The organism is Janthinobacterium sp. TND4EL3 (genome assembly GCF_900156175.1).
Classification (GTDB): Bacteria; Pseudomonadota; Gammaproteobacteria; order Burkholderiales; family Burkholderiaceae_D; genus Janthinobacterium.
This window is the reverse complement of sequence record NZ_FTMV01000012.1, coordinates 74880-98305: the sequence shown is the minus strand read 5'-3', so window position 1 is coordinate 98305 and position 23426 is coordinate 74880. Positions and strand designations below refer to the sequence as shown.

General features: G+C 60.6%; 19 protein-coding genes. 10 read left to right on the top strand and 9 right to left on the bottom strand.

The features are described 5' to 3' along the window. Nucleotides 1–7: 7 nt before the first annotated feature. Nucleotides 8–2227: a TonB-dependent receptor plug domain-containing protein gene (locus BXA07_RS18540; protein ID WP_244556334.1), complete on the bottom strand. Its 2220-nt coding sequence runs from the start codon at nucleotides 2225–2227 to the stop codon at nucleotides 8–10. Nucleotides 2228–2467: 240 nt separating this feature from the next. On the opposite strand from BXA07_RS18540, the gene asd reads away from it, so the two are divergent. After that, entirely contained in the window at nucleotides 2468–3316 is an 849-nt protein-coding gene (gene asd / locus BXA07_RS18535; protein ID WP_076569693.1) for an archaetidylserine decarboxylase, read from the top strand. A gap of 152 nt (nucleotides 3317–3468) precedes the next feature. On the opposite strand, the gene BXA07_RS18530 is transcribed toward asd, so the two are convergent. Beyond that, nucleotides 3469–4374, bottom strand: coding sequence for a LysR family transcriptional regulator (locus BXA07_RS18530; protein WP_076569691.1), 906 nt, complete (start codon nucleotides 4372–4374; stop codon nucleotides 3469–3471). Between the two features lie 126 nt (nucleotides 4375–4500). Between BXA07_RS18530 and BXA07_RS18525 the strand changes: the two genes are divergently transcribed. From BXA07_RS18525 to BXA07_RS18515, 3 genes are all read left to right on the top strand, one after another. Then, nucleotides 4501–5100: an FMN-dependent NADH-azoreductase gene (locus BXA07_RS18525; RefSeq protein WP_070221553.1), complete on the top strand. Its 600-nt coding sequence runs from the start codon at nucleotides 4501–4503 to the stop codon at nucleotides 5098–5100. A gap of 57 nt (nucleotides 5101–5157) precedes the next feature. Continuing rightward, nucleotides 5158–6030 (top strand): pirin family protein, encoded by an 873-nt coding sequence (locus BXA07_RS18520; RefSeq protein WP_076569689.1) that lies wholly within the window; start codon nucleotides 5158–5160, stop codon nucleotides 6028–6030. 121 nt (nucleotides 6031–6151) lie between these two features. Then, on the top strand, nucleotides 6152–7102 hold the full coding sequence (locus tag BXA07_RS18515) for a cation diffusion facilitator family transporter (protein ID WP_076569687.1): 951 nt from the start codon (nucleotides 6152–6154) through the stop codon (nucleotides 7100–7102). Nucleotides 7103–7242: 140 nt separating this feature from the next. Here the strand turns inward: BXA07_RS18515 and BXA07_RS18510 are convergent, their stop codons facing one another. Genes BXA07_RS18510 through BXA07_RS18500 form a run of 3 tightly spaced genes read right to left on the bottom strand, consistent with a single transcriptional unit; the run spans nucleotide 7243 to nucleotide 10822 of the window. Next, nucleotides 7243–9495: a RelA/SpoT family protein gene (locus BXA07_RS18510; RefSeq protein WP_076569685.1), complete on the bottom strand. Its 2253-nt coding sequence runs from the start codon at nucleotides 9493–9495 to the stop codon at nucleotides 7243–7245. A 40-nt stretch (nucleotides 9496–9535) separates the two neighbouring features. Continuing rightward, nucleotides 9536–9886, bottom strand: coding sequence for a RidA family protein (locus BXA07_RS18505; protein ID WP_076569683.1), 351 nt, complete (start codon nucleotides 9884–9886; stop codon nucleotides 9536–9538). A gap of 54 nt (nucleotides 9887–9940) precedes the next feature. Beyond that, nucleotides 9941–10822, bottom strand: coding sequence for an alpha/beta fold hydrolase (locus tag BXA07_RS18500; protein ID WP_076569681.1), 882 nt, complete (start codon nucleotides 10820–10822; stop codon nucleotides 9941–9943). A 215-nt stretch (nucleotides 10823–11037) separates the two neighbouring features. On the opposite strand from BXA07_RS18500, the gene BXA07_RS18495 reads away from it, so the two are divergent. Further along, complete coding sequence (locus BXA07_RS18495) at nucleotides 11038–12375, top strand: dicarboxylate/amino acid:cation symporter (protein ID WP_244556333.1); 1338 nt, start codon at nucleotides 11038–11040, stop codon at nucleotides 12373–12375. A gap of 235 nt (nucleotides 12376–12610) precedes the next feature. After that, the gene (locus BXA07_RS18490; protein ID WP_076569677.1) at nucleotides 12611–13021 is read left to right on the top strand and encodes a DoxX family protein; all 411 of its coding nucleotides are present in this window, start codon (nucleotides 12611–12613) and stop codon (nucleotides 13019–13021) included. Between the two features lie 50 nt (nucleotides 13022–13071). On the opposite strand, the gene BXA07_RS18485 is transcribed toward BXA07_RS18490, so the two are convergent. Together BXA07_RS18485 and BXA07_RS18480 are read right to left on the bottom strand one after the other, a co-directional pair. Next, nucleotides 13072–13722, bottom strand: a complete 651-nt coding sequence (locus BXA07_RS18485; protein ID WP_076569953.1) for a CoA transferase subunit B — start codon at nucleotides 13720–13722, stop codon at nucleotides 13072–13074. A 21-nt stretch (nucleotides 13723–13743) separates the two neighbouring features. Next, nucleotides 13744–14442 carry a CoA transferase subunit A gene (locus BXA07_RS18480; RefSeq protein WP_070289089.1) on the bottom strand — a complete coding sequence of 233 codons (699 nt, stop codon included), beginning with the start codon at nucleotides 14440–14442 and terminating at the stop codon, nucleotides 13744–13746. A gap of 147 nt (nucleotides 14443–14589) precedes the next feature. On the opposite strand from BXA07_RS18480, the gene BXA07_RS18475 reads away from it, so the two are divergent. Next, nucleotides 14590–15156, top strand: a complete 567-nt coding sequence (locus tag BXA07_RS18475) for a LuxR C-terminal-related transcriptional regulator (RefSeq protein ID WP_076569675.1) — start codon at nucleotides 14590–14592, stop codon at nucleotides 15154–15156. Between the two features lie 170 nt (nucleotides 15157–15326). Here BXA07_RS18475 and BXA07_RS18470 read toward each other — a convergent pair whose 3' ends face one another. Then, nucleotides 15327–16103 (bottom strand): SDR family oxidoreductase, encoded by a 777-nt coding sequence (locus BXA07_RS18470; RefSeq protein ID WP_034752351.1) that lies wholly within the window; start codon nucleotides 16101–16103, stop codon nucleotides 15327–15329. A gap of 251 nt (nucleotides 16104–16354) precedes the next feature. On the opposite strand from BXA07_RS18470, the gene BXA07_RS18465 reads away from it, so the two are divergent. The 3 genes from BXA07_RS18465 to vioA all read left to right on the top strand — a co-directional run bounded on the left by BXA07_RS18465 (nucleotide 16355) and on the right by vioA (nucleotide 21993). Continuing rightward, on the top strand, nucleotides 16355–18031 hold the full coding sequence (locus BXA07_RS18465) for an electron transfer flavoprotein-ubiquinone oxidoreductase (protein WP_170909687.1): 1677 nt from the start codon (nucleotides 16355–16357) through the stop codon (nucleotides 18029–18031). 219 nt (nucleotides 18032–18250) lie between these two features. Then, nucleotides 18251–20866: an O-linked N-acetylglucosamine transferase family protein gene (locus BXA07_RS18460; protein ID WP_076569671.1), complete on the top strand. Its 2616-nt coding sequence runs from the start codon at nucleotides 18251–18253 to the stop codon at nucleotides 20864–20866. Further along, nucleotides 20863–21993, top strand: coding sequence for a dTDP-4-amino-4,6-dideoxy-D-glucose aminotransferase VioA (gene vioA, locus BXA07_RS18455; RefSeq protein WP_076569669.1), 1131 nt, complete (start codon nucleotides 20863–20865; stop codon nucleotides 21991–21993). Before BXA07_RS18460 ends, vioA begins: the two co-directional genes overlap by 4 nt. Before the next feature lie 528 nt (nucleotides 21994–22521). On the opposite strand, the gene BXA07_RS18450 is transcribed toward vioA, so the two are convergent. After that, entirely contained in the window at nucleotides 22522–23187 is a 666-nt protein-coding gene (locus tag BXA07_RS18450; protein ID WP_076569667.1) for an acetyltransferase, read from the bottom strand. Between the last annotated feature and the right edge of the window lie 239 nt (nucleotides 23188–23426).

Below are 23426 nucleotides of genomic sequence, written 5' to 3'. Positions count from 1 at the left end.
AGACCCGTCAGAACTTCATTTCCAGGGTGGCGCGCGCCTGCGGCGAACTTGGCGAAATGCTGTTGCGCGCGATGACGCCGTTGGCGTCCGTATAGACGGTGTCGCTTTCGAAGTCTTGCGCCAGCAGGTTGGACACGGCCAGGCGCAGCTGGTTCTTCGCATCGAATTTCCACAGCGCATAAATATCGAGGTCGCGCCGCGGCGACGTATAGGCGCTCTGGCGCTCGGTGATGCGCACGGGGCCGCCATTGCGGAAGTTGAAACTGCCGCCTGTCGTCAGCACGCCGTCCGGCGTCTTGTAGTCGAGACCGACATTGCCGCTGACGGGGGTTTGCTGGTCGAGCCGGTTGTTCGGTCCCGGCACCTGCTCCACCTGCGACCAGTTGCGGCTGACGCTGGCGCGCAGGTCGATGGCCGGCACGGGCGCGGCCATCACGGCGCGCAGCGGGAACTTCGCTTCCAGTTCCAGCGTCTGCGTATTGGCGCGGCCATCGTTGACGGGCGTGGACACCCAGCGGTCATTGATGAACAGCAAGCCCTGGCGCGTATAGCCGTCGATGCGGCGGGCCGAGGCGCGGGCGCTGAGCAAGGCGCCTTCGGCCCAGTAATGCTCGTAGGACGCGTCGATACCGAGCGCCAGCTCCGGTTTCAGATACGGATTGCCTTCGCGGTCGGGGTCCGTCTGGCTGTTGTTGGTCGAGGTATTGCGGCGCGGAATCAGGCTCGCCGTCGGTTGCGCCTTGTAGGTGCGCGTCAGGGCCAGACGCACCTGGTCACCCTTGGTATCAGGCAACTTCCACAGGGTTTGCAGCAGCGGGCTCCACACGCTGGTGCGCTGATTCACTTCCTCATAGGTATCGCCCGCGCTGCGCGTATCGATGCCTTCCCAGCGCACGCCCGCATACATGGACCAGCGCGGCGTGATTTCCCATTCGTCCTGCACGTACAGGGCCAGGCGCTTGATGGTGGCGTCGAAGCCTTCGTCGCTGTTGACGGGCGGGCGCACGCTCAGCGCCGCTTCGCGCTGGCGGCGCGTTTCATCGCGCTGCGTGTAGGCGCCATCCCAGCCCATCGACAGGGCATGGCCGGGCAGCAAGGGCGAGGAATACTTGCCAGTGGAACTGACGCCGTTTTCCGTGGACTTCACTGCCACCTGGCGCTCCAGCGCCAGGCCGCTGCCGTCGATAAAGCCTTGCTGCAGGCTGTCGGACGTGTTGCGGGCGGCCGAGGCGCCGATCTTCAATTCCAGTTTGGCGCCGCCGGCCAGCTTGTGCAGCCACGTCAGGTCGCTGCGGCCGAAGGCATTGTGGTTGCTGGAGCTGCCCGTATTCGTGTCGTAGTCGGGGCGCACGCCCTGCTCCGTCTCGGCGCGGCTGAAATTGCGGTGGTTCGAGCGCCCGCCGTTGAAGAAGAATTGCGCCGTCACGTTATCGCCGCCGGCCAGCACCCAGTTCAGGCGCGGCGACAGATTGATGCCTTCCGGACGGCCATCGCCCGTGCCATTCGTGCGGCGCAGCAGGTTTTGCCGGCCGTCGGGCGCGTAACCCAGTTCCAGTCCGGGATTGTCGTAGTGGTAATCGTAGCGGAACAGCGAAGCGGCCATCGAGTACGAGAAATTGCCATCGCGGTCGGACAGTTGCAGATTGACGCTGGGCGAAAAACTCACGTCGCTGCCCTGCACGCCCAGCTTGAGTTCGCGCTGCGCCGTCTTGACGGCCTTTTTCAGCACCACGTTGATGGTGCCGGCAATCGACTGCGTGCTGTACTCGGCGCTGGCCGCATGCAAAATCTCGATGCGCTCGATGACATCCGGCGACAGCGTGTCGAGCGAAAAACCGGCCGGCGCCCGTTCGCCGTTGAGCAATATCTGCGTATAGCCGCTGCCCAGGCCGCGCATGCGGATTTCGCCGCCCGAGCGCCCGGCCGCGCCCGACACGGTAATGCCAGGCAGGCGCTTGAGCACGTCGGTGACGTTCGTATCGCCATACTTGAGGATTTCCTCGCTGTTCACGACCATCTTGCTGGCCGTATCGTCGCGGCGCGGATCGTAGCCGCTGCCCTTGACTTCGACGGTCTGCATGGCGGGCGCGGCGGCCTTGGCGGCCTTCAGCGGCGCGCCGGACGCGTCAGTGGCGGCCGGCGTTTCGGATTGCTGGGCCTGGACATTCCAGGCAAACAGGACAGCGGAACAAACAACGGTAAGGCGGAGGCTACGGCGTGGCATCATGACTTGGCTGAAAAAAGTTGGCTGAATAAAAATGGCTAAATGCTAAAAAACAGGCCGCCGTATTGTGCTGCAATTTTTTCCGACTGACACAGTTTCCTGAAAATATTTCCTATAGCAAATTAAATTCGGTGGCGAACAGTGATACGCCCCCTTGCATACGGCGCATATCATTGCGCGCCACATCGCCGCTATAATGCGTTTTCGCCATTATTCCGATCACCCCGTCAAAGGCTTCCCATCGTGTCTGACCGTCTTGCCGTTTTGCCTCAATATCTGCTGCCCAAGGGGGCGCTGACCAACTTTGCCGGGCGCATCGCCGGTGCCAAGGGCGGCGCCATGACGACGCGCCTGATCCGCTGGTTCGTCGGCCGCTACAACGTCAACATGGATGAGGCGCTGGACCCGGACATCACGCACTACGCCAGCTTCAACGATTTCTTTACGCGCGCGCTGCGCCCCGATGCCCGCCCGCTGGCCCAGGCCGACTACGTCTGCCCCGTCGACGGCCGCATCAGCCAGTTCGGCACCATCGACAAGGACCAGATCTTCCAGGCCAAGGGCCACCATTTCAGCACCACGGCCCTGGTGGGCGGCGACGCGGCGCTGGCGGCCCGGTTCGAGCATGGCAGCTTCGCCAACCTGTACCTGAGCCCGCGCGACTACCACCGCATCCACATGCCGTGCGACGGCCGCCTGACGCGCATGATTTATGTGCCCGGTGAACTATTTTCCGTCAACCCGACGACGGCGCGCGGCATTCCCGGCCTGTTCGCCCGCAACGAGCGCGTCGTCTGCGTGTTCGACACGGCCAACGGCCCCTTCGTCATGACCCTCGTCGGCGCCACCATCGTCGGCAGCATGGCCACCGTCTGGCACGGCGTCGTCAACCCGCCGCGCACGGGCGAGATCCGCGACTGGAGCTATGCGAACGACAATGTGGTGCTGAAACAGGGCGAAGAACTGGGCCGCTTCCTGCTCGGTTCCACCGTCGTGATGCTGTTCCCGAAAGACACCGTGCAATTCAATGCCAACTGGCAACCGGCCGGCCCCGTGCAACTGGGCGAAGTCATGGGCAACGTGCCCAGGTAGATCGAGGCTCCTCGGCCTCCCCTGACCTGTCAACGCCTGACAAAACCGTAGCGAGCGGAAGGGAGCTGTGGCCGAGAAGCGCAACTGTACGAAGGTACAGTGAGCATCACAGGCCATAGATCACGACGCGCAGTAGGTTTTGACAGGCGTGACTAAACAGGCGCATCCGTGCGGTACATTTCCTCCATCAAGTCCAGGAACGCCCGCGTCTTGGCCGGCATCAGGCGCCGGCCGGGAAACACGGCCCAGCCCGTGACCAGCGGGAAACTCCACTCCGGCAGCACGCGCACCAGCTCCCCCGTCGCCACATAGGCCTTGGCGAAGCGGTCCGTGCTGGCCGCGATGCCCACGCCCGTGCAGGCCATGCGCACCAGCAATTCCGGCGAGTTCGCCAGCAGGCGCACCGGTAAATCGCGCTCCCACGTCGTCTTGCCGCGCATCAAAGTCCAGTGCACGAGGCCATGCACGGCCCGTGGCAGGCTGAGCAAATCATGGCCATACAGGTCGTCGGGATGCTCGGGCAAGCCGTGCACGCTCGTGTATTGCGGCGAGGCATACAGCGCCAGCGTACTGAAGGCTACGCGGCGCGCCGCCAGGCTGGCATCGTCGGGCAAGTTGCCCATGCGGATGGCCAGATCGAAATTTTCTTCCAATAAATCCACGCGGCGCGCCGACAAGTCCAGTTCCAGCGAAATGGCCGGGTAGCGGCGCACGAATTCGGCCAGCACCTGGCGCATCAGCGCGTCGCCGAAGTCGGCCGGCATGGAAATGCGCAGCAAGCCGCTGGGGCCCGCCTGGCGGTGCTGGGCCAGCGCGCCGGCCGCCTCCGTTTCTTCCACCACCTTGCGCGCATGTTCGAGCAGGCTGGCGCCAAACTCCGTCAGCGCCAGCTTGCGCGTGGTGCGCAGCAGCAGCCGTTCGCCCAGCCGCGCTTCCAGCTGCGAAATGCGGCGCGACAGGGTCGACTTGGGCAAGTCCACGCGCACGGCGGCGCGACTGAAGCTGCCGCACTCGACAACGCGGGCGAACAGCAGCAAATCTCCGGGATCGATATCCATATATTTACCTGTAAACTCAATTGTTCCATGGGTGGATTAATGTTATCCATTTTAACGGCTTCCGCATCAATTTTGGAATTGCTATAGTTCATCCATCGCAAGACACCTCACAACGGAGAAAACAAGATGAACATCCTGCAAATCAATTCCAGCGCCCGCAGCACCGGTTCCGCCTCGACCCGCCTGGCTGACGCCATCGTTGCCCGCGTACAAGCCGCCAACCCTGGCGCCACCCTGGCGCGCCGCGACCTGGCTGCCCAGCCGCACCCCGTGCTCGACGAGCCTACCCTGCAAGCACTGTTCACCCCGGCCGACAAACGCACGCCGGAACAGGCGGCCCGCATCGCCCTCGACGACGCGCTGATTGCACAAGTGCAAGCGGCCGACGTCATCGTCATCGGCGCGCCCATGTACAACTTCGGCATCACCGTGCAACTGAAAAGCTGGTTCGACGCGATTGCCCGCGCCAACGTTACCTTCAAGTACACGGAAAACGGCCCCGTGGGCCTGCTGACCGGCAAGAAAGTCTATGTGGGCCTGTCCCGCGGCGGCTTGCACCGCGACAGCGCCAACGACAGCCAGGTGCCTTACCTGAACACCATGTTCGGCTTCCTGGGCATGACCGACGTGCAATACGTGTATTCGGAAGGCATGGGCATGGGTCCGGAAGCCGTGGCCAAGGCGCAGGCGCAAGCGGACGCCGAGATCAACGCGATCCTGGTGTAATTCCCAGCAGTGAACGGGGCGGCGCACTGGCGCCGTCCTCGCCTAGAGGAGAAAGCAATGAGCGACATCACCACCGTCACCAAGCCACGCGCCGTCGAGCGCGTGATCGCCGGCCAGGCCGTCATGGATGGCGCCGGCGTGAAGATCAACCGCGTGCTGACGCAGCAGCTGCAGCGCCGTCTCGACCCGTTTTTGATGCTCGACAACTTTGCCAGCGACCAGCCGAACGACTATATCGCCGGCTTCCCCGAGCATCCGCACCGGGGTTTCGAGACGGTCTCGTACATGATCACGGGGCGCATGCGCCACAAGGACAGCGCGGGCCACGAAGGCTTGCTGACCTCGGGCGGCGTGCAATGGATGACGGCCGGCAGCGGCGTGATCCACTCGGAAATGCCGGAACAGGAAGCAGGCGTGATGGAAGGTTTTCAGCTGTGGCTGAACCTGCCCGCGCGCGACAAGATGCGCACGCCGTGGTACCGCGATTTCACGAGCGAGGAAATTCCCCGCTACACGACGGACGCGGGCGTGGCCGTGCAAGTGATCGCCGGCACCAGCCATGGCGTGGCGGGCGCCGTGCAGCGCGAGCTGACGGAACCGCTCTACCTCGATATCGACTTGCCGGCCGGCAGCAGCTTCGAGCAACCCTTGCCGCCCGGCCATAACGCCTTCCTGTACACGTTCCGTGGCGAAGTGCGGGTCGATGGCAAGGCCGTGCCCGCCCTGCGCATGGCCATCTTCGCCAACACGCCGGGCAGCAACGGCGTGCGCATCGAAGCGCCGGAAGGCGGCCGCGTGATCCTCGTCGCCGGCCAGCCCTTGAACGAGCCCATCGCGCAGTATGGCCCGTTTGTCATGAATACCCAGGCGGAAGTATTCCAGGCCGTACAGGATTTCCGAGAAGGCAAGTTTGGCGAGTCCGCTACGTAGTAATAATGTTCCGCATCAAGAAAAACTTGCAGCGCCTCCGGGCCTGCAGGTTTTTTGTCGTGCCGACTATGTTGTTGCTTTTCAATTACACTGACGGCAACCTCATTCAACGAAGCACTCCATGCAGCCGACGCACACCGAACACGACGCCACCCATTTGCACGCCCATCGCAAAGGCGATGCCAAGCACACGCATTCCTTCGAGGGCCGCAGCCAGAGCATCCTCGCGTGGGCGCTGGGCCTGACCCTGTCGTTTGCCGGCATCGAAGTGGCGGCCGGCTTCCTGTCCAATTCGCTGGCCCTGATTTCCGACGCGGGCCACATGGTCACGGACGCGGCCGCGCTGGGCCTGGCCCTGCTGGCGCAACTGATCGCCCGCCGCCCGCCCTCGCCGCGCCACTCGTTCGGCTTTGGCCGCGCCGAGGCGCTGGCCGCCTTCGTCAACGGCCTGGCCATGCTGTGCGTGGTGGGCTGGATCTGCTATGAAGCCGTGCAGCGCTTTTCCGCCCCGCAACCCGTCAAGGGCGGCATGGTCTTCATCGTCGCCTTCATCGGCCTGGCCATCAACGTGGTGGTGGCGTGGGTATTGTCGAAAGACAAGCAAAGCGTGAATACGCGCGCCGCCCTCGTGCACGTGATGGGCGACTTGCTCGGTTCGGTCGCCGCCATCATCGCGGGCGCCGTGATTTACTTTACGGGCTGGATGCAGATCGACCCGCTGCTGTCCGTACTCGTGTCGCTGCTGATCCTGAAATCGACGTTCGGCGTGCTGCGCGAGTCCTACCACTTCCTGATGGAAGGCGTGCCGCACCACATCGACTACATCGAGGTGGGCACGGACGTCGAGCAGGTGGAAGGCGTGATTGCCGTGCATGACCTGCACGTGTGGGACATGTCGCCGGGCCAGCCGGCCCTGATCGGCCACGTGGAAATCGAGCACCTCGACCATTGGCCGAAGGTCTTGCGCGCGATCAAGAAAATGTTGCTGGCCAAGCATGGCATCGACCATATTACTTTGCAGCCGGAGACGGCGGCGATGGCGGGCTTGCATGAAGGCGACAAGACGCATTAACACCAGGTTCAACAAGCGTCACAACGCCTGACAAAACCGTAGCGAGCGGAAGGGAGAGGTGGCTAAGAAGCGCAACCGTACGAAGGTACGGTGAGCATCGCAGGCCGCCTATACCGACGCGCAGTAGGTTTGGTCAGGCGTCAGCTACGGCGCGCCTCAAGCACCCCGCTCACGTCTTTAATTACATTCAGCGCCTTCAACAGCTGCGCCGTCGAGCTGATCTCGGCCGTAAACGTCATGCGGGCCTGGCCCTTGGCGCTTTGGGTGTTGACGCCGATCACGTTGATCTTTTCGCGTGAAAAGATTTCGGAGATGTCGCGCAGCAAGCCCTGGCGGTCGCCGGCCAGGATAAAAATGTCAACCGGATACACGGTGTCGTGGCCGCCCGTGCTGCCCCACTCGGTAAAAATCACGCGCTCGGGCGCCTTGGCGCGCATTTCCTCGAAGTTCTTGCAGGTGGCGCGGTGGATCGAGACGCCCTTGCCGCGCGTGACAAAGCCGACGATGCTGTCCGGCGGCGCCGGCTTGCAGCACTTGGCCAGCACCGTCATCAAGCCTTCCGTGCCGACCACCAGCACGCCGGACTTGGCGCCCTGCTCCACGCTGGAAGCGCGGCTCTTGCCCACCAGCACGGCGTCTTCCGGCACCACCACTTCGCCATTGTCGTGCAGGGCCTGCTCCACGTGGCGCAGGCTGAATTCATCCTTGCCGACAGACAGGAACAGCTCGTCGACTTTCGCAAAGCCCAGCTTTTGCGCCAGCGCCTCGAGGTTGACGGCCGTCTTGCCTTCGCGCTGCAGCGATTTTTCCACCAGCGCGCGGCCGTGGGCCAGGGTTTCCTGCATGTCGATGGCATGGAACCAGGCGCGGATCTTCGAGCGCGTGCGCGTGCTGACGGCGTAGCCGGCGCTGAGCCAGTCGCGCGACGGCCCGGCCGTGCCCGGCGCGCCCTTGGCCGTGATGATTTCGCAGGTCTGGCCGTTCTTCAGCTGCGTATTCAGGGGCACCATGATGCCGTCGACCTTGGCGCCGCGGCAGCGGTGGCCCACGTCCGTGTGCAGGTGATACGCAAAGTCGACGGGCGTGGCGCCCACGGGCAATTCCAGCACGCGCGCCTGCGGCGTCATGACGAAGATGCGGTCGTCCAGGGTGGCCGATTTGAGCTTTTCCACCCATTCGCGCTGAATTTCTTCCTGGCCCACGACGGCGTCGGCCACTTCCGTCTTCCACGCCAGCAACTGGCGCAGCCAGGCGATCTTTTCGTCGTACTTCTGGCCGGCAAAGTTCGAGCCGCCCTCTTCCTTGTAGCGCCAGTGCGCGGCCACGCCATATTCGGCAAAGCTGTGCATTTCATTCGTGCGGATCTGCACTTCCAGCGGCCGGCCATCCTCGGCCGTCACCACCGTGTGCAGCGACTGGTAACCGTTCGGTTTCGGCCGCGAAATGTAATCGTCGAATTCTTTCGGGATGGGGGTCCAGATATTGTGGACCACGCCCAGCACCGTGTAGCAAGTTTTCACGTCGGCAACGATGACGCGGAAGGCGCGCACGTCGTACAGGGCCGTGAAATCGAGTTCCTTGCCGCGCATCTTGTTCCAGATGCTGTAAATATGTTTCGGGCGGCCAAATACTTCCGCCTGGATACCGGCCGAAGCCAGTTCCGTCTGCAGGCGCAGAATCGCCGAGGACACGAAGCCCTCGCGCATCATGCGCTTTTCTTCCAGCATCTTGGCGATGCGTTTATATGCTTCCGGCTCGATGAAGCGGAACGACAAATCTTCCAGTTCCCACTTCAGCTGCCAGATGCCGAGCCGGTTGGCCAGCGGCGCGTACAAATCCAAGGTTTCCTTGCCGTACTCGCGCGTCATTTCGTTGAACAGCTTCAAGTCGGCAAAGTAGCGCAAGGTCGTCACGCAGGCGGCCAGGCGCACCAGCACGACGCGCATGTCGGAGGCCATGGCCAGCAACATCTTGCGCAAGGTTTCCACCTGGGCCACGGCTTGCTGCGCCGCATTCTTGCCGCGCCCGCCGGCGCCGCCGTGCTGCGCCTGGGTCAGCGCGCGCAGCCGGATCAGCTGGCGCACGCCGGTTGCCAGGTCGCACACCTGCTTGCCGAAGCGCGGTTCGATGTCAGCCGCCGTGTCCGGTTCCAGCAGGGTCAGTTCGAACATCAGGCCGGCGATGCGCGTTTCCGCATCGCTGCGCAGGAACGCCAGCGTCGTGGCCACGCCGATGGCGAACTCCAGCGCGGAGCGGCCGGCAAAGGTCTGCTTGTCACCATACGCTTCGGTGGCGTACGCGAGCGCGTCCAGCACGCGGGCGCTGTCCGGCGCACTCAAGCCCTCTACCAGTTGTTCCGAGGTGGCGCTATTCGGGGCCGAGATGGAAACCATGTATTACCTTATTAACTTAATAAATCAACAACTTAATGACTTAGCGCTCTGCAGCGATGATGACGATTTCTACCAGGCAAGCAGGATTGGCCAGCTTGGCTTCCACCGTGGCGCGCGGCGGCGTGTGGCCGGAAGCAACCCAGTCGTCCCACACGGCGTTCATGCCGTCGAAGTCCTTCATGTCGGCGATGTAGATCTGGCAAGACAGGATGCAGGTCTTGTCGCTGCCCGCTTCCATCAGCAGGCGGTCGACGTGACCGAGCACTTCGCGCGTCTGGCCAACGATGTCCTGCGTCGTGTCTTCGGCGATCTGGCCCGCCAGGTAGATGGTGCTGTTGTGTATCGCCACTTCGGAAAGGCGTTTGCCTACGTGCAGTCGTGTAATTTCCATGCTTCTTCTTTCGGTTGTTTCAAAATCGGTACAGCGGTACTGCTTGATATCTGATTACTTGCCCAGCAAAAACTTGCGCGCAATGGCAATCTGGTCGTCGTGGATGAAGGTGGGCGCATGGCCCACGCCTTCGATCTCGACCAGCTGCGCCTTCGGGCCACGGCCCAGCATGATCTGCGCAGTCGCGTGCGACAGCAGATCCGATTCCGACCCGCGCACCAGCAAGGTGGGGCAGCGCACGGCATCATACGCGGCCCACAGCATGGCTTCATCGCTGGCCGCCGATTCCGGCGTGGCCGAGCGGAACGGCATGGCCAGGCCCATATCATAGTGGCGGCGCCAATGGCCATCCTTGTCCTGGCGCAAGACGTCCACTGCCAGTTTATGCCATTCCGCATCCGTGTGCGGGCCGAAGCTGGCGGACACGTCGCGCACAAATTTGGCGCCCTGCTCGAAGGTATCGAAACGCAAGTCCTGGCCGATGTAGTCGCCGATGCGCTGCAAGGCTTCAGGCGCCAGGGTCGGGCCGATATCGTTCAAGACCAGCTTGCTGATCGGGCTGTGCGGCAGCGAGGCCAGGCCCAGGCCGATCAAGCCGCCCATCGAGGTGCCGAACCAGTCCACCGTCTGGCGCTCGCCATTGGCCAGCACGCGCGCCAGCAAGGTCACCATGTCGCTCACATATTGGGGCACGCGGTAGAACTGGGGATTGGCCAGCCAGCCCGAGCGCCCGCGCCCCACCACATCGGGGCAGATCACGCGGTAATCGCTGGCCATGGCGCGCGCCAGGCTGTCGAAGTCGTCCGCCACGCGCGTCACGCCATGGGCGCAGACGAGCACGTTCGGATTGTCAGGCGCGCCCCATTCCTTGTACGACATGGTATGCAGGCCTGCGGGGGAGATGCACTGAACGGATTTGATGCTGGCTTCGATCATGCCAATTCCTTATTTGATATAAAAAGAGCACCGCTTTTTAGTATCCCGCGCGCGACGCTACGGCAGTGTAGCGCAGCGCGGGCAATGCTCCAAGCGCACGCCTGAAATGCTGCGCCGCAGCACAGCCCTCGCACGTTCACCATGGCGCAATACCCGATATAGCGAAACTGCATATCTGCGGTTATCCACAATTGAGCCGGCCCGGCAATGGGCGGATGATCGCAGCATCAACCCGCAAGAGGAGACCACTCGTGAAAAAACCATTCTATAAAATCCTGTACGTGCAGGTGCTGTTCGCCATCGTGGCCGGCGTGCTGCTGGGGGTGTTCTACCCTTCGAACGCCGTCGACATGAAACCGCTGGGCGACGGCTTCATCAAGCTGATCAAGATGATCATCGCCCCCGTGATCTTCTGTACCGTGGTCTCCGGCATCGCGGGCATGCAGGACGTCAAGAAGATCGGCCGCGTGGGCGGCAAGGCGCTGCTGTACTTCGAAGTGGTCTCCACCTTCGCGCTGGCCATCGGCTTGCTGGTTGCCAATATCCTCAAGCCGGGCGCCGGCTTCAACGCCGATCCGGCCCACCTCGACGCCAAGTCGATCGCGCAATACACGCACGCCGAAGGCATGAGCACCGTCGACTTCCTGATGAATATCATCCCGAAGACCTTCGTCGATGCCTTCGCCAAGGGTGACATCCTGCAAGTGCTGCTGATCGCCATCCTGTTCGGCTTTTCGCTGTCCCTGCTAGGCGAGCGCGGCCGTCCCGTCACCAAGCTGATCGACGAGCTGTCGCATGCCATCTTCGGCATGGTCAACATCATCATGAAAGTCGCTCCGATCGGCGCCTTCGGTGCAATGGCCTTTACCATCGGTAAATACGGCCTGGCGTCGCTGATCCCGCTGGCCAAGCTGATGGGCTCGTTCTACCTGACCTGCTTCCTGTTCGTCTTCGTCGTGCTGGGCCTGATCGCCAAGTACACGGGCTTCTCCATCGGCCGCTTCTTGCTGTACATCAAGGAAGAACTGCTGATCGTGCTCGGCACGAGCTCGTCGGAATCGGCCCTGCCGGCCCTGATGAAGAAACTCGAGCGCCTGGGCTGCTCCAAGCCCGTCGTCGGCCTGGTCGTGCCGACCGGCTACTCGTTCAACCTGGACGGCACCAACATCTACATGACCATGGCCGCCCTGTTCGTGGCACAGGCCACCAACACGGACCTGACGATCTGGCAAGAGCTCACCATCCTGGGCGTGGCGATGCTGACCTCGAAAGGCGCGTCCGGCATCACGGGCGCCGGCTTCATCACCCTGGCCGCCACCCTGGCCGTCGTGCCGACGATACCCGTGGCCGGCATGGCGCTGATCCTGGGCATCGACCGTTTCATGAGCGAATGCCGCGCGCTGACCAACTTCGTCGGTAACGGCGTGGCCACCATCGTCGTGTCGAAATGGGAAAAGGAACTGGATATGGACAAGCTGCACAGCGAGCTGGCCCACCCCACCCACCCGACCGACGACGCCTACGTTGCGCCGACCGTGAATATCGTCAAGTAAGCGATAGTCAACATTGAAAAGCCCCGCGGAGCGATCCGCGGGGCTTTTTTCATTGCGCGCGGGTTTAATCGCATCATCAACCCACAGTAAATTATCCATCAATATCCATCATGATGATCAATGAATCAAAAACCATTACAGTGGCGTCACCTGTTCGCCATCGGGCTCGCGCATAATGACATTGCGTTAACGCCAGCCTGACACCGAACCATCCACTTTTTGAATGGAGTACCTCATGTCCCTCACGCCCGCCTTCTACGCCACCTGGTCCCCACGTTTGCTGGGTCTGCTTCGCATCATCCTCGGCTTCCTCTTCCTGCAGCACGGCACGGCCAAGCTGTTCGGCATGCCGCACGTGGCTATGTTCGACGGCTTGCAACTGCTTTCCCTGATGGGCGCGGCCGGCGTCATCGAACTGGTGGGCGGCACCCTGCTGCTCGTCGGCCTGTTCACGCGCCCCGTCGCCTTCATCCTGTCGGGCCAGATGGCGGCCGCCTATTTCATCGCGCATGCGCCGGCCGGCTTCTTGCCCATCCTGAACGGCGGTGAAATGGCCGTGATGTACTGCTTCACCTTCCTGTACTTCGCGGCGACGGGCGGCGGCGCCTACAGCCTCGATGGCTTGCGCGGCAAGGCGGGCGCATAAAAAAAGGGCGGACATCGCTGTCCGCCCTCTGATTTCCTGCAACGATCCGTTTAGACGGCGGAAACGTCCAGCTCCGCGCCCGTGGCCGCCTGCACCTGCTCCTTGGTCACGCCCGGCGCCAGTTCCACCAGTTTCAAACCGTTTTCCGTCACGTCGATGACGCCCAGGTCGCTGATGATGACGTCGACCACGCCCACGCCCGTCAGCGGCAGGTCGCACTGCTTGAGCAACTTGTGCGACGTCGTGCCATCCTTGGCCGTGGCCACGTGCTCCATCAGCACAACGACGCGCTTGACGCCGGCGACGAGGTCCATCGCGCCGCCCATGCCCTTGACCATCTTGCCTGGAATCATCCAGTTCGCCAGGTCGCCCTTTTCCGACACCTGCATGGCGCCCAGGATGGCCAGGTTGATCTTGCCGCCGCGAATCATGCCAAACGAATCGGCCGAGCTGAAGTAGGCGGCGCCCGGCAAGGCCGTCACCGTCTGCTTGCCGGCGTTGATCAGGTCGGCATCGACCTCATCTTCGGCAGGAAACGGGCCGATGCCCAGCAAGCCGTTTTCCGACTGCAAGAACACTTCGATATTCTCCGGCACATAGTTGGCCACCAGGGTCGGCAAGCCGATGCCCAGGTTCACATAAAAGCCGTCCTGCAATTCCTTTGCCGCGCGCGCGGCCATTTCATCTCTTGTCCAAGCCATGATCATCTCCCAATCTTGTATTTAGTCGGCGCGCACGGTGCGCTGCTCGATGCGTTTTTCCGGGTTCGCGTTGACCACGATGCGGTGCACGAAGATGCTCGGCGTGTGCACCTGGTCCGGATCGATCTCGCCCACTTCGACCAGTTTTTCCACTTCGACGATGGTGATCTTGCCGGCCATGGCCACGTTCGGGTTGAAATTGCGCGCCGTCTTGCGATAGATCAGGTTGCCGGCGCGGTCGGCCATGTAGGCTTTGACCAGAGCCACGTCAGCCACGAGGCTGCGTTCCATTACGTATTGTTCGCCGTCGAATTCGCGCAGTTCCTTGCCGTCGGCAACGATGGTGCCCACGCCCGTCTTCGTGAAGAAGGCGGGAATGCCGGCGCCGCCGGCGCGCAGCTTCTCGGCCAAGGTGCCTTGCGGCGTGAATTCCAGTTCCAGCTCGCCGGCCAGGTACTGGCGCGCGAATTCCTTGTTTTCGCCCACGTAGGAGGCAATCATTTTCTTGATCTGGCGCGTGGTGAGCAGCTGGCCCAGGCCGAAACCGTCCACGCCCGCGTTGTTGGAAATGGCCGTCAGGCCCGTCACGCCCGAATCGCGCAAGGCGCCGATCAGGGCTTCGGGTATGCCGCACAGGCCAAAGCCGCCAACGGCGATGGTCTGGCCATCTTGGACGATACCGGCCAGCGCCGAGGCGGCGTCAGGATAAACTTTATTCATGGGTGTCCCTCTATCTTTTGTTAAGCTTTGGTCTTGAGTCCATGACTCAGGCAGCGACTCAGCATAAAATACGCGAGTGGAAAGTACAATACCGTAGAACTACCGGCGCCGTGCCTGCAATCCCCCTGTGAGAGTGATACGTATCAGATGAACGCCGCGTCAGCCATCGATTATGAAAGCATCTTCCTGCATGCACCCGTGGGCATGTGCATGTCGGAAAACCGTATCATGCGCAGCTGCAACGAAGCGCTGGCAGCCATGTTCGGCTACGCGCGCGCCCAGCTCGACGACCAGTCCTTCGAGGTACTCTACCCCACGCACGACGAATTCCTGCGCACGGGTGACCGCATCATCCCCATCATGAACGCCAAAGGGCGCTATTCGGACGAGCGCATCATGCGCCGCAGTAATGGAGAATTGTTCTGGTGCCACGTCACGGGCCATGCCATGCTGCCGAACCAACCGCTGGGAGCAGGCATCTGGACGTTCGAAGATGTCAGCGAAAAACGTCCCGTGACGGCCGAACTGACGCCGCGCGAACGCGAAATCGCCGCCCTGCTGGTGGAAGGCAAGACCAGCAAGGTCATCGCCCGCCAGATCGACCTCAGCCCCCGCACGGTGGAAATGCACCGCGCCAAGCTGATGCGCAAATTCGCCGCCTCGACCTCGTCGGAGCTGGTGCACAAGCTGGTGGGACTGCAGCTGCAGCGCTAGGGCTGCAGCCAGGGTGACTTTTCGTTGAACGCCAAGTAAAACCGTCGCGAGCGGCAGCGAGGCTCGGCGCCCCCTTGTGGTCAAGAAGCGCAACCGTGCTCTCGCACGGGGGCGCCGAGCCGGTGAGCATCGCAGGCCGCAAAGCGCGACGCGCAGCAGGTTTTATGGCGTTAAAACGTGCTCATGCCGCCATCGGCGGAGATAATGGCGCCGTTAATAAAGTGCGAATCCTCGCCCGCCAGCAACAGCAGCAGGCCGTCGAGGTCTTCCGGCTTGCCCGGACGTTTATTGGGCAGCATTTCGATCAGCTTCTTGCCCTGCTCGGTGGCAAAGTAATCTTCGTTGATCTCGGTGGAAATGTAGCCGGGGCAGATGGCGTTCGTGTTGATGCCATATTTACCCCATTCCACGGCCATGGCGCGCGTCATGTGCACCATGCCCGCCTTGCTCATGCAGTACACGCCGATCTGCGGCAGCACCTGCAAGCCCGCCATCGAGGCGATATTGATGATGCGGTGCTGTTTCTTCGGGTCGCCCTTGGCGCGCGCGATCATGCGCTTGGCCGTCTGCTGGGCCACGAAGAACGATCCGCGCAAATTGGTGTCCATCACGAACGAGTAATCCTCGGGCGTGACATCGACCAGGCGTTGCGTGGTGGAGACACCTGAATTGTTGACGAGGATATCGATGGGACCGGCTTCCGTTTCCGCGTGCGCGATGGCCGACTTGATGCTGGCGAAGTCGGTCACGTCGAGCGAGACCACATGCGCGGCGCCGCCGTCCGCTTCGATTTCAGCGCGCAACTCCTTCAGCCGTTCGGTGCGGCGCGAGGCCAGCACGACCTGCGCGCCCGCCTGGGCCAGCACTTTCGCAAAGCGCGCGCCGAGGCCGCTCGATGCGCCGGTAATCAGGGCAATCTTGCCCTCGAAATTGACTTCTATGCCCACGAGCTACTCCTGTTTTATTTTAGATAACACTTTGCGCCGTGCCGATGGCAGCGGGGCAAAATACCGTGCGTCGTACTTGAGCAAAGGTAAACGCCATCATTACACAAAATGGCCGGATTTAGATTGCGGCGAGGGGCAATGTCACGCAAAATGGCGCCAAAGTTGCAATCCTCGCCAAAAACAAGCACACTCGTGCTTAAATTTATTCGAAGATTCCTCACCCACCCATTTAGTGACTAACAATCGAGACCATGACACAGCCTAATAACTTAGTTGAACAGTACGGACCGCGCGAGACCATGGAGTATGACGTGGTCATCGTCGGTGGTGGCCCCGCAGGCCTGGCCGCGGCGATCCGCCTGAAGCAGCTGGCCGCGGAAAAAAGCCAGGAAGTGTCCGTCTGCGTGCTGGAAAAAGGCGGCGAGCTGGGCGCGCACATCCTGTCGGGCGCCATCATGGACCCGAAAGCGCTGAGCGAACTGATTCCGAACTGGAAGGAACTGGGCGCGCCCCTGAACACGGCAGTGACGGAAGACCGCATCCTGTTCCTGACCGAAACCAAGGCGTACAAGACGCCGAACTTCGCCGTGCCGGCCTGCTTTGAAAACCACGGCAACTACATCGTCTCGCTGGGCAATGTGGTGCGCTGGATGGGCCAGCAGGCGGAAAACCTGGGCGTGGAAATCTTCCCGGGCTTTCCTGCCGCGGAAATCCTCTACAACGACGACGGCTCCGTGAAAGGCGTAGCGACCGGCAACATGGGCGTCAAGCGCGACGGCCAGCCCGGTCCCGACTTCCAGCTGGGCATGGAACTGCACGCCAAGTACACGCTGTTCGCCGAAGGCGCGCGCGGCCACCTGGGCAAGCAATTGATGGCCAAATATGACTTGAACGCCGGCAAGGACCCGCAATCGTACGGCATCGGCATCAAGGAATTGTGGGAAATCGACCCCGCCCTGCACCAGCCGGGCCTGGTGATCCACTCGACGGGCTGGCCGCTGGACGCGAAAACCTACGGCGGCTCCTTCCTGTACCATCTGGAAAACAACCAGGTCATGGTCGGCTACGTCGTCGGCCTGGCCTACGAAAACCCCTACCTGTCGCCGTATGAGGAATTCCAGCGCTACAAGACGCATCCGGAAATCCGCAAGTTCTTCGAAGGCGGCAAGCGCATCTCCTACGGCGCGCGGGCAATCACGGCCGGCGGCCTGCAATCGTTGCCGAAACTGGTATTCGCCGGCGGCGCGCTGATCGGCTGCGATGCGGGCTTTTTGAACATGAGCCGCATCAAGGGCAGCCATGCGGCCATCAAGAGCGGCATGCTGGCGGCCGAGGCGGCCTTCGGCGCGCTGGGCGAATCGCGCCAGCACGACGAACTGGCCAGCTATCCGGTTGCTTTCGAGCAATCGTGGCTGCACGAAGAGCTGCACGTGGCGCGCAACGTCAAGCCGTGGCTGTCGAAAGGCCTGTACCTGGGCAGCCTGATGACGGGCATCGACCAGATCCTCTTCCGCGGCAAGGCACCCTGGACCCTGCACCACACGCATGGCGACCATGAATGCCTGAAGCCGGCGGCCCAGTCGAAGAAGATCGTGTATCCGAAACCCGACGGCAAGCTGACCTTCGACAAGATGTCGTCCGTCTTCATCTCGAACACGAACCACGCGGAAGACCAGCCCATCCACCTGACCTTGAAGAACGCCAGCGTGCCCGTCGACGTCAACCTGGCCATGTATGCGGGGCCGGAAGCCCGTTACTGTCCCGCCGGCGTGTACGAGTTCGTGAAAAACGACGACGGCGCCGAACGCCTGCAGATCAATGCGCAAAACTGCGTGCACTGCAAGACCTGCGACATCAAGGACCCGACGCAGAACATCGTGTGGGTCACGCCGGAAGGCGGCGGCGGGCCGAATTATCCGAATATGTAATTGACTGCGGCAAACGCAGCGGCCTCCATGCAACAGCGCGCTCTCACCAGCGCGCTGTTTTTTCATCAAATACATTACAATTTTCAAGCTTTAAGCCAGCAACAACGACATGTTTGCATTACGACAGCAAGAACATAAAAATTCCACTTGGAAAGTTTCTCATAAGCACTTCTAACAGTTACAATCCCCGTTGATAAACATTTCCACTCCCTTCCTGCCATGAATTCGAACGTTCCTCCAGCAGTCTCCCTCGATACCGAACTGCAGCAAGCCATCACCGAGCATAAGGCGGGCCGCTATCTGGAGGCAGAAGAAATCTACCTGTCGATCTTGCAAGCGCACCCTTATCACGCCATCGCCAACCACAATCTGGGCTTGCTGGCGGGACAGGTCGGCCAGCATGAAGCAGGCCTGCCGTATTTGCGGAAGGCGCTGTCCATCGATCCAGACGAAGGTCAGTTCTGGCTTTCCTACGCAAACGGCTTGCTGCAGGCCGGGCAACCCGACGAGGCACTCGACATCATCGACACGGCGATTGCTCGCGGACTCGATAACGAACAATCACAGAAGCTACGCCTACTGGCAACAAAGGAAATTGCTTTGGCAGCCCAGTCGCCATCGCAGCATGACGTCGATCAGATCGTGGCACTGTATCAGCGCGGTGAATACGTGGAGATGGAAGCGGCTTGCCGCCAATTGTTGCAACAATTTCCAGAAGCACCATTTGCCTGGAGCGTATTAGGCACAGCCCTGCAGGTGCAAGGCAAGGAGGCCTTGCCTGTGCTAAAGAGAACCGCTGAATTGACGCCAGATGATGCTCAGGCACATGGCAACCTGGGCAATGCCTGGCAAGCAGCGGGCAAGCTTGACAATGCCTTGGACAGCTATCTGCGCGCACTGGAAATCGACCCGTCATTCGCGGAGGCACACAACAATTTGGGAAGCGTGCTGCGCCTGATGGATCGCCAGGATGAGGCCAAGACCTGTTTCCACAAGGCGATTGCCTTACGTCCCGACTATGCCAAAGCGATGTTTAATCTGGCCAACGTTCTCAAGGAATTAAAGGAATATCCGCTAGCGGTGGAACAATATCGTGCGGTGAGCCTGCTGATACCAGAGGATGCGGAAGTCCAGAACAGCCTGGGCTCCGCGCTGCGCCTGGACAAGAACTATAGCGAAGCCATCGAATGTTTCAAACAGGCCATCTTGTTGAAACCCGACTACGCCGATGCGCATTTTAATCTGGGTACGACCTTGTTGGCGGCAGGGCGCGACGCCGAAGCAGTCATCAGTCTGGAGCAGGCGCTGGAGAATGAGCCAGATAACAATGAGCTTCATTTTTATCTGGGCAATGCGCTGAGAAACAGCGGCCACCCGGAAAAAGCCTTGGACAGCTTCCGCAAGGCCCTGTCACTGAAACCAGATTTCCACGCCGCTGAAATCAATTTATGTTCGCTGCTACAGGTGCATGGCGCCATCGACGAGGCCATTGCCAGCGCCTATCGGGCTCGCGACATCGCCCCGGCACTGGTGGTCAGCCATACTAATTTACTGTTTTGCTTAAGCCATAGCGTCGAAGTGGATGCTGCAACCATGTTTGCCGAACATTGCGCATTCGGAGAGCAATTCGAACGCCTCAGCCGGCCAGAGTGGCCAGAACATGGTAACGACCGCGACCCGCAGCGCTGCCTGCGCATCGGCTTCGTCTCAGGCGACTTCAACGAACACGTCGTGTCCAACTTTGTCATGCCAGTACTAGCCAAGCTGGCCAGCAGCCCTCGTTTATCTTTGTACGGCTATTACAACAACAACCGTAATGACAGTAACACGAAACGTTTGAAGCAATATCTGACCCATTGGAATGATGTGATGGAACTGTCCGATGTAGAACTATCGGAGAAGATACAGCAAGATAAAATCGATATCCTGATCGATCTTTCCGGACATACGGCTTTTCATCGCCTACAGGTATTTGCTACAAAACCAGCGCCGATTCAGGCAAGCTGGATAGGCTACCCTGGCACTACAGGGCTGCAGGCAATGGACTATTATATTTCGGATCGTTTTCTGACACCGCCCGAGATCGTCGGCAAATACATGACTGAAAAGCTGGCGCTGCTACCAGCGTGCCTGCCTTTCCTGCCATCCGCCCTTGCACCGGCAATACAACAAACGCCTGCGCTCTCAAACGGCTACCTGACATTCGGAAGCTTTAACCGGTTAAGCAAACTGAATCGCAAAGTGATCGCCCGTTGGGCGAAGTTACTACATAGAGTACCTACGGCCAAAATGCGTTTGGCGGCCATGCACAAGCAGTCGGATCACACCACACTGGCGCAGTGGTTTAAAGATGAAGGCATCGCCGAAGAAAGGCTGAGCTTTTACCAACGGACACATCTGGGGGATTACCTGGAAATGCATCAGCATATCGACGTATGTCTCGATACCTATCCTTACACGGGCGGCACGACCACCATGCACGCGCTCTGGATGGGCGTACCGACATTGACATTGGCCGGCGATACAGTTCCCAGCCGGGCTGGCGCCTGCATCATGGAACACGTCGGACTCAACGCTTTCGTTGCCGTTGATGACGAGGATTTCGTTCAAAAAGGTATTTTCTTATCGAATAATATAGTTCAGTTGGCCGCCTTGCGCGCCACCATGCGCCAACGCCTTGAGGAATCTGCAATCGGTCAATCTGGCCTGATCGCTGAAGGATTCGAACATGCTTTGCGTGCCATGTGGCAACGCTGGTGTGCAGAACTGCCCCCAGAAACGTTTGAAGTTGAACGCTACGATTGCGATATGCACATGCAAGAAAGTACTTCATGACGCCAGTCAAATTGCCACACCCCATCTACGTCACCCAGCCATTGCTGCCAGAGCTCAAGGATTTTCTCCCTTATCTCGAAACGATCTGGGAGAATAAAATTCTCACCAATGGCGGCCCGTTCCACCAGCAGCTTGAACAGGCCCTGTGCGAGTACTTGGGCGTCAAGCACATTTGCCTGTTTACCAATGGCACACTAGCCCTGATGACGGCGTTGCAGGCGCTGCGCATCACCGGTGAAGTGATCACCACGCCCTACTCTTTCGTGGCCACCGCCCATTCCCTGCTGTGGAACGGTATCAAACCCGTCTTCGTCGACATCGATCCCAGCAGCATGAACATGGACCCGGCCAACATCGAGGCGGCCATCACGCCGCAAACGACCGCCATTATGCCTGTCCATTGCTACGGGCGACCTTGCGACGTTGAACGCATCGAAAAGATTGCCGACAATTATGGTTTGAAAGTCATCTACGACGCGGCGCACGCATTCGGCGTGCGTCAAAACGGGGGTAGCGTACTAAACTATGGCGATCTGTCCGTGCTGAGCTTTCACGCCACGAAGATTTTCAACACTTTTGAAGGCGGTGCGATTATCTGTCCCGATGCCAAAACCAAACAGCGCATCGATCATTTGAAAAATTTCGGTTTCGTCGACGAAGTGACGGTAGTAGCTCCTGGCATCAACGGCAAGATGAGCGAAATCAATGCCGCCTTCGGCCTGCTACAGTTAAAAGGCATTGACGCCGCGCTGCTGCAGCGACGCGCCATTGATGCGCGCTACCGCAAGAACCTGGCAGGGATCGCCGGCATCGCCTGCCTACCTGCATGCGAAGAGCAGCTGATGAACCATGCCTACTTCCCCATACTGGTGCGGCCGGAATACGGCGTGCGGCGCGATGAGCTGTACCAGGTGCTGCGCGACCACGATATCTTTGCGCGCCGCTATTTCTATCCTCTGATCAGTGATTTCCCAATGTATCGCGGCATGCCATCGGCGGCGCCCGCCAATCTGCCGCAAGCGCGCCAGGCAGCGGACCAAGTGATCTGCCTGCCCATCTACCCCGGACTGAGCGACGAACAAATCGACACCATCAGTGCCGTCATCGCCCATACCGCCGCCAACTGACCCCTATTTACCCACGTTTTGCCTATGATTATTTCCACCGCCCACGATTTCGCTAGTATCAACGATACTCATCCATGGGCAGCTCAATTACCGTGCAGAGTCAGTCTGATCCTCCCGGATTTTTTCCGCGCCTGGCGCGACCAGGCTGTCGAACATTGTAATTTCCACTTTGGACGCCAACAGTCAGTGGGTGTCGGCTCCATCGTCAAATACGATAGCTCCACGCAATCGCCGCGTAGCGAAAGACGGCTGCGTCGGCGCCACGCCTTCGGTCTGGCCGCCCAACTTCCACTCCGAACCCGATGGCATAAACGCGGGATAGCCGACAAAACCGCTCCCTTTCCGCTTCTCAGAGGCCGTCCGTGGAGTGCTGGCCGAACTAGCCTGGCGGGGCATGTCACTGAGATGGACCTGGCAACAATGATGCCTTCCTTCGAGACCTGACGACCAACGAGCCAACCGCAAACAAGCCGAGGCGGAAATGCGGCCGCCTGACTTCACGGCCAACGGCCGGTGGCCACGGCCTACCTACAAATATTTATCACCGGCAACACGGCTGCGGATAACCCTGGCAGGCGCACCATAACTGACACACATATCGGGTACGCTCCGCGTCACCACGGCGCCAGCGCCGACCACGCTATGCGCTCCAATGCGCAGGCGCTGCAGCAGTAAGCCACCCATACCGAGGGCACTGCAACTGCCGAGATGACAATTGCCGCCCGTAGCGGCCGCTGGCGCTAGACTGGAAAAAGCGTCCATCACGCTATCGTGATCCAGCGAGGCGCGCGTATTGACAATGCAGCCGGGTCCCATTTCACAGCCTGGATTCACCACAGCACCGGCCATCAACACGCTGCCGGCGCCAATGCGCACCCCCCTGGCCACGCTGGCTTGCGGATGCACGGCGGTAATGAAGCATAGGTCCGGGCACAAGGCGCCCACGCCAGCTGTCACCCTTGCCCGCACATGGTTGTCGCCGATCGCCACCAAGACGCCACCCAAGGCATGCTGTTCAGCCAGTACCGGCAAATCTGTCTCAGCACCCAGCACGCGGTAGCCCATGGTTTCCTCCCCATGCGTCCGAAAGGCATCGATTAGGCCAACAATGTGGTGCTTGCCTTGCCGTTCGATGACATCGATGACCACCTTGGCGTGGCCCGACGAGCCAATAATTACAATATTCATTTTCATATCAAAAAATCAATCTTGGTGCAATCTCTGCGATGCGTGGCAGTATGCAGCATTTTCCTACTGCCGCACCAGCGGCGCGCCCGAACCTTCACATAAATTTAATGCACCTGGTTTAACAGTCGTCTTTGTCCAGTGCGGAAGACCGCACCAGACGGATGCCGGATAGATTGAAGTGAGCCGACTGACATCATACAAATCAGCTTGCAAAAAAGAGGGGGCATAGATTTTTTGGAGCGGAG

Excerpts from the sequence above, each read along its gene's own strand:
- BXA07_RS18540 (WP_244556334.1), bottom strand. The coding sequence starts at position 2,227 with ATGATGCCACGCCGTAGCCTCCGCCTTACCGTTGTTTGTTCCGCTGTC.
- BXA07_RS18460 (WP_076569671.1), top strand. The coding sequence starts at position 18,251 with ATGAATTCGAACGTTCCTCCAGCAGTCTCCCTCGATACCGAACTGCAG.
- BXA07_RS18475 (WP_076569675.1), top strand. The coding sequence starts at position 14,590 with ATGAACGCCGCGTCAGCCATCGATTATGAAAGCATCTTCCTGCATGCA.
- BXA07_RS18500 (WP_076569681.1), bottom strand. The coding sequence starts at position 10,822 with ATGATCGAAGCCAGCATCAAATCCGTTCAGTGCATCTCCCCCGCAGGC.
- BXA07_RS18520 (WP_076569689.1), top strand. The coding sequence starts at position 5,158 with ATGAGCGACATCACCACCGTCACCAAGCCACGCGCCGTCGAGCGCGTG.
- BXA07_RS18485 (WP_076569953.1), bottom strand. The coding sequence starts at position 13,722 with ATGGCTTGGACAAGAGATGAAATGGCCGCGCGCGCGGCAAAGGAATTG.
- BXA07_RS18495 (WP_244556333.1), top strand. The coding sequence starts at position 11,038 with ATGATCGCAGCATCAACCCGCAAGAGGAGACCACTCGTGAAAAAACCA.
- BXA07_RS18450 (WP_076569667.1), bottom strand. The coding sequence starts at position 23,187 with ATGAAAATGAATATTGTAATTATTGGCTCGTCGGGCCACGCCAAGGTG.
- BXA07_RS18490 (WP_076569677.1), top strand. The coding sequence starts at position 12,611 with ATGTCCCTCACGCCCGCCTTCTACGCCACCTGGTCCCCACGTTTGCTG.
- BXA07_RS18510 (WP_076569685.1), bottom strand. The coding sequence starts at position 9,495 with ATGGTTTCCATCTCGGCCCCGAATAGCGCCACCTCGGAACAACTGGTA.
- BXA07_RS18530 (WP_076569691.1), bottom strand. The coding sequence starts at position 4,374 with ATGGATATCGATCCCGGAGATTTGCTGCTGTTCGCCCGCGTTGTCGAG.
- vioA (WP_076569669.1), top strand. The coding sequence starts at position 20,863 with ATGACGCCAGTCAAATTGCCACACCCCATCTACGTCACCCAGCCATTG.
- BXA07_RS18465 (WP_170909687.1), top strand. The coding sequence starts at position 16,355 with ATGACACAGCCTAATAACTTAGTTGAACAGTACGGACCGCGCGAGACC.
- BXA07_RS18515 (WP_076569687.1), top strand. The coding sequence starts at position 6,152 with ATGCAGCCGACGCACACCGAACACGACGCCACCCATTTGCACGCCCAT.
- BXA07_RS18505 (WP_076569683.1), bottom strand. The coding sequence starts at position 9,886 with ATGGAAATTACACGACTGCACGTAGGCAAACGCCTTTCCGAAGTGGCG.
- BXA07_RS18480 (WP_070289089.1), bottom strand. The coding sequence starts at position 14,442 with ATGAATAAAGTTTATCCTGACGCCGCCTCGGCGCTGGCCGGTATCGTC.
- BXA07_RS18525 (WP_070221553.1), top strand. The coding sequence starts at position 4,501 with ATGAACATCCTGCAAATCAATTCCAGCGCCCGCAGCACCGGTTCCGCC.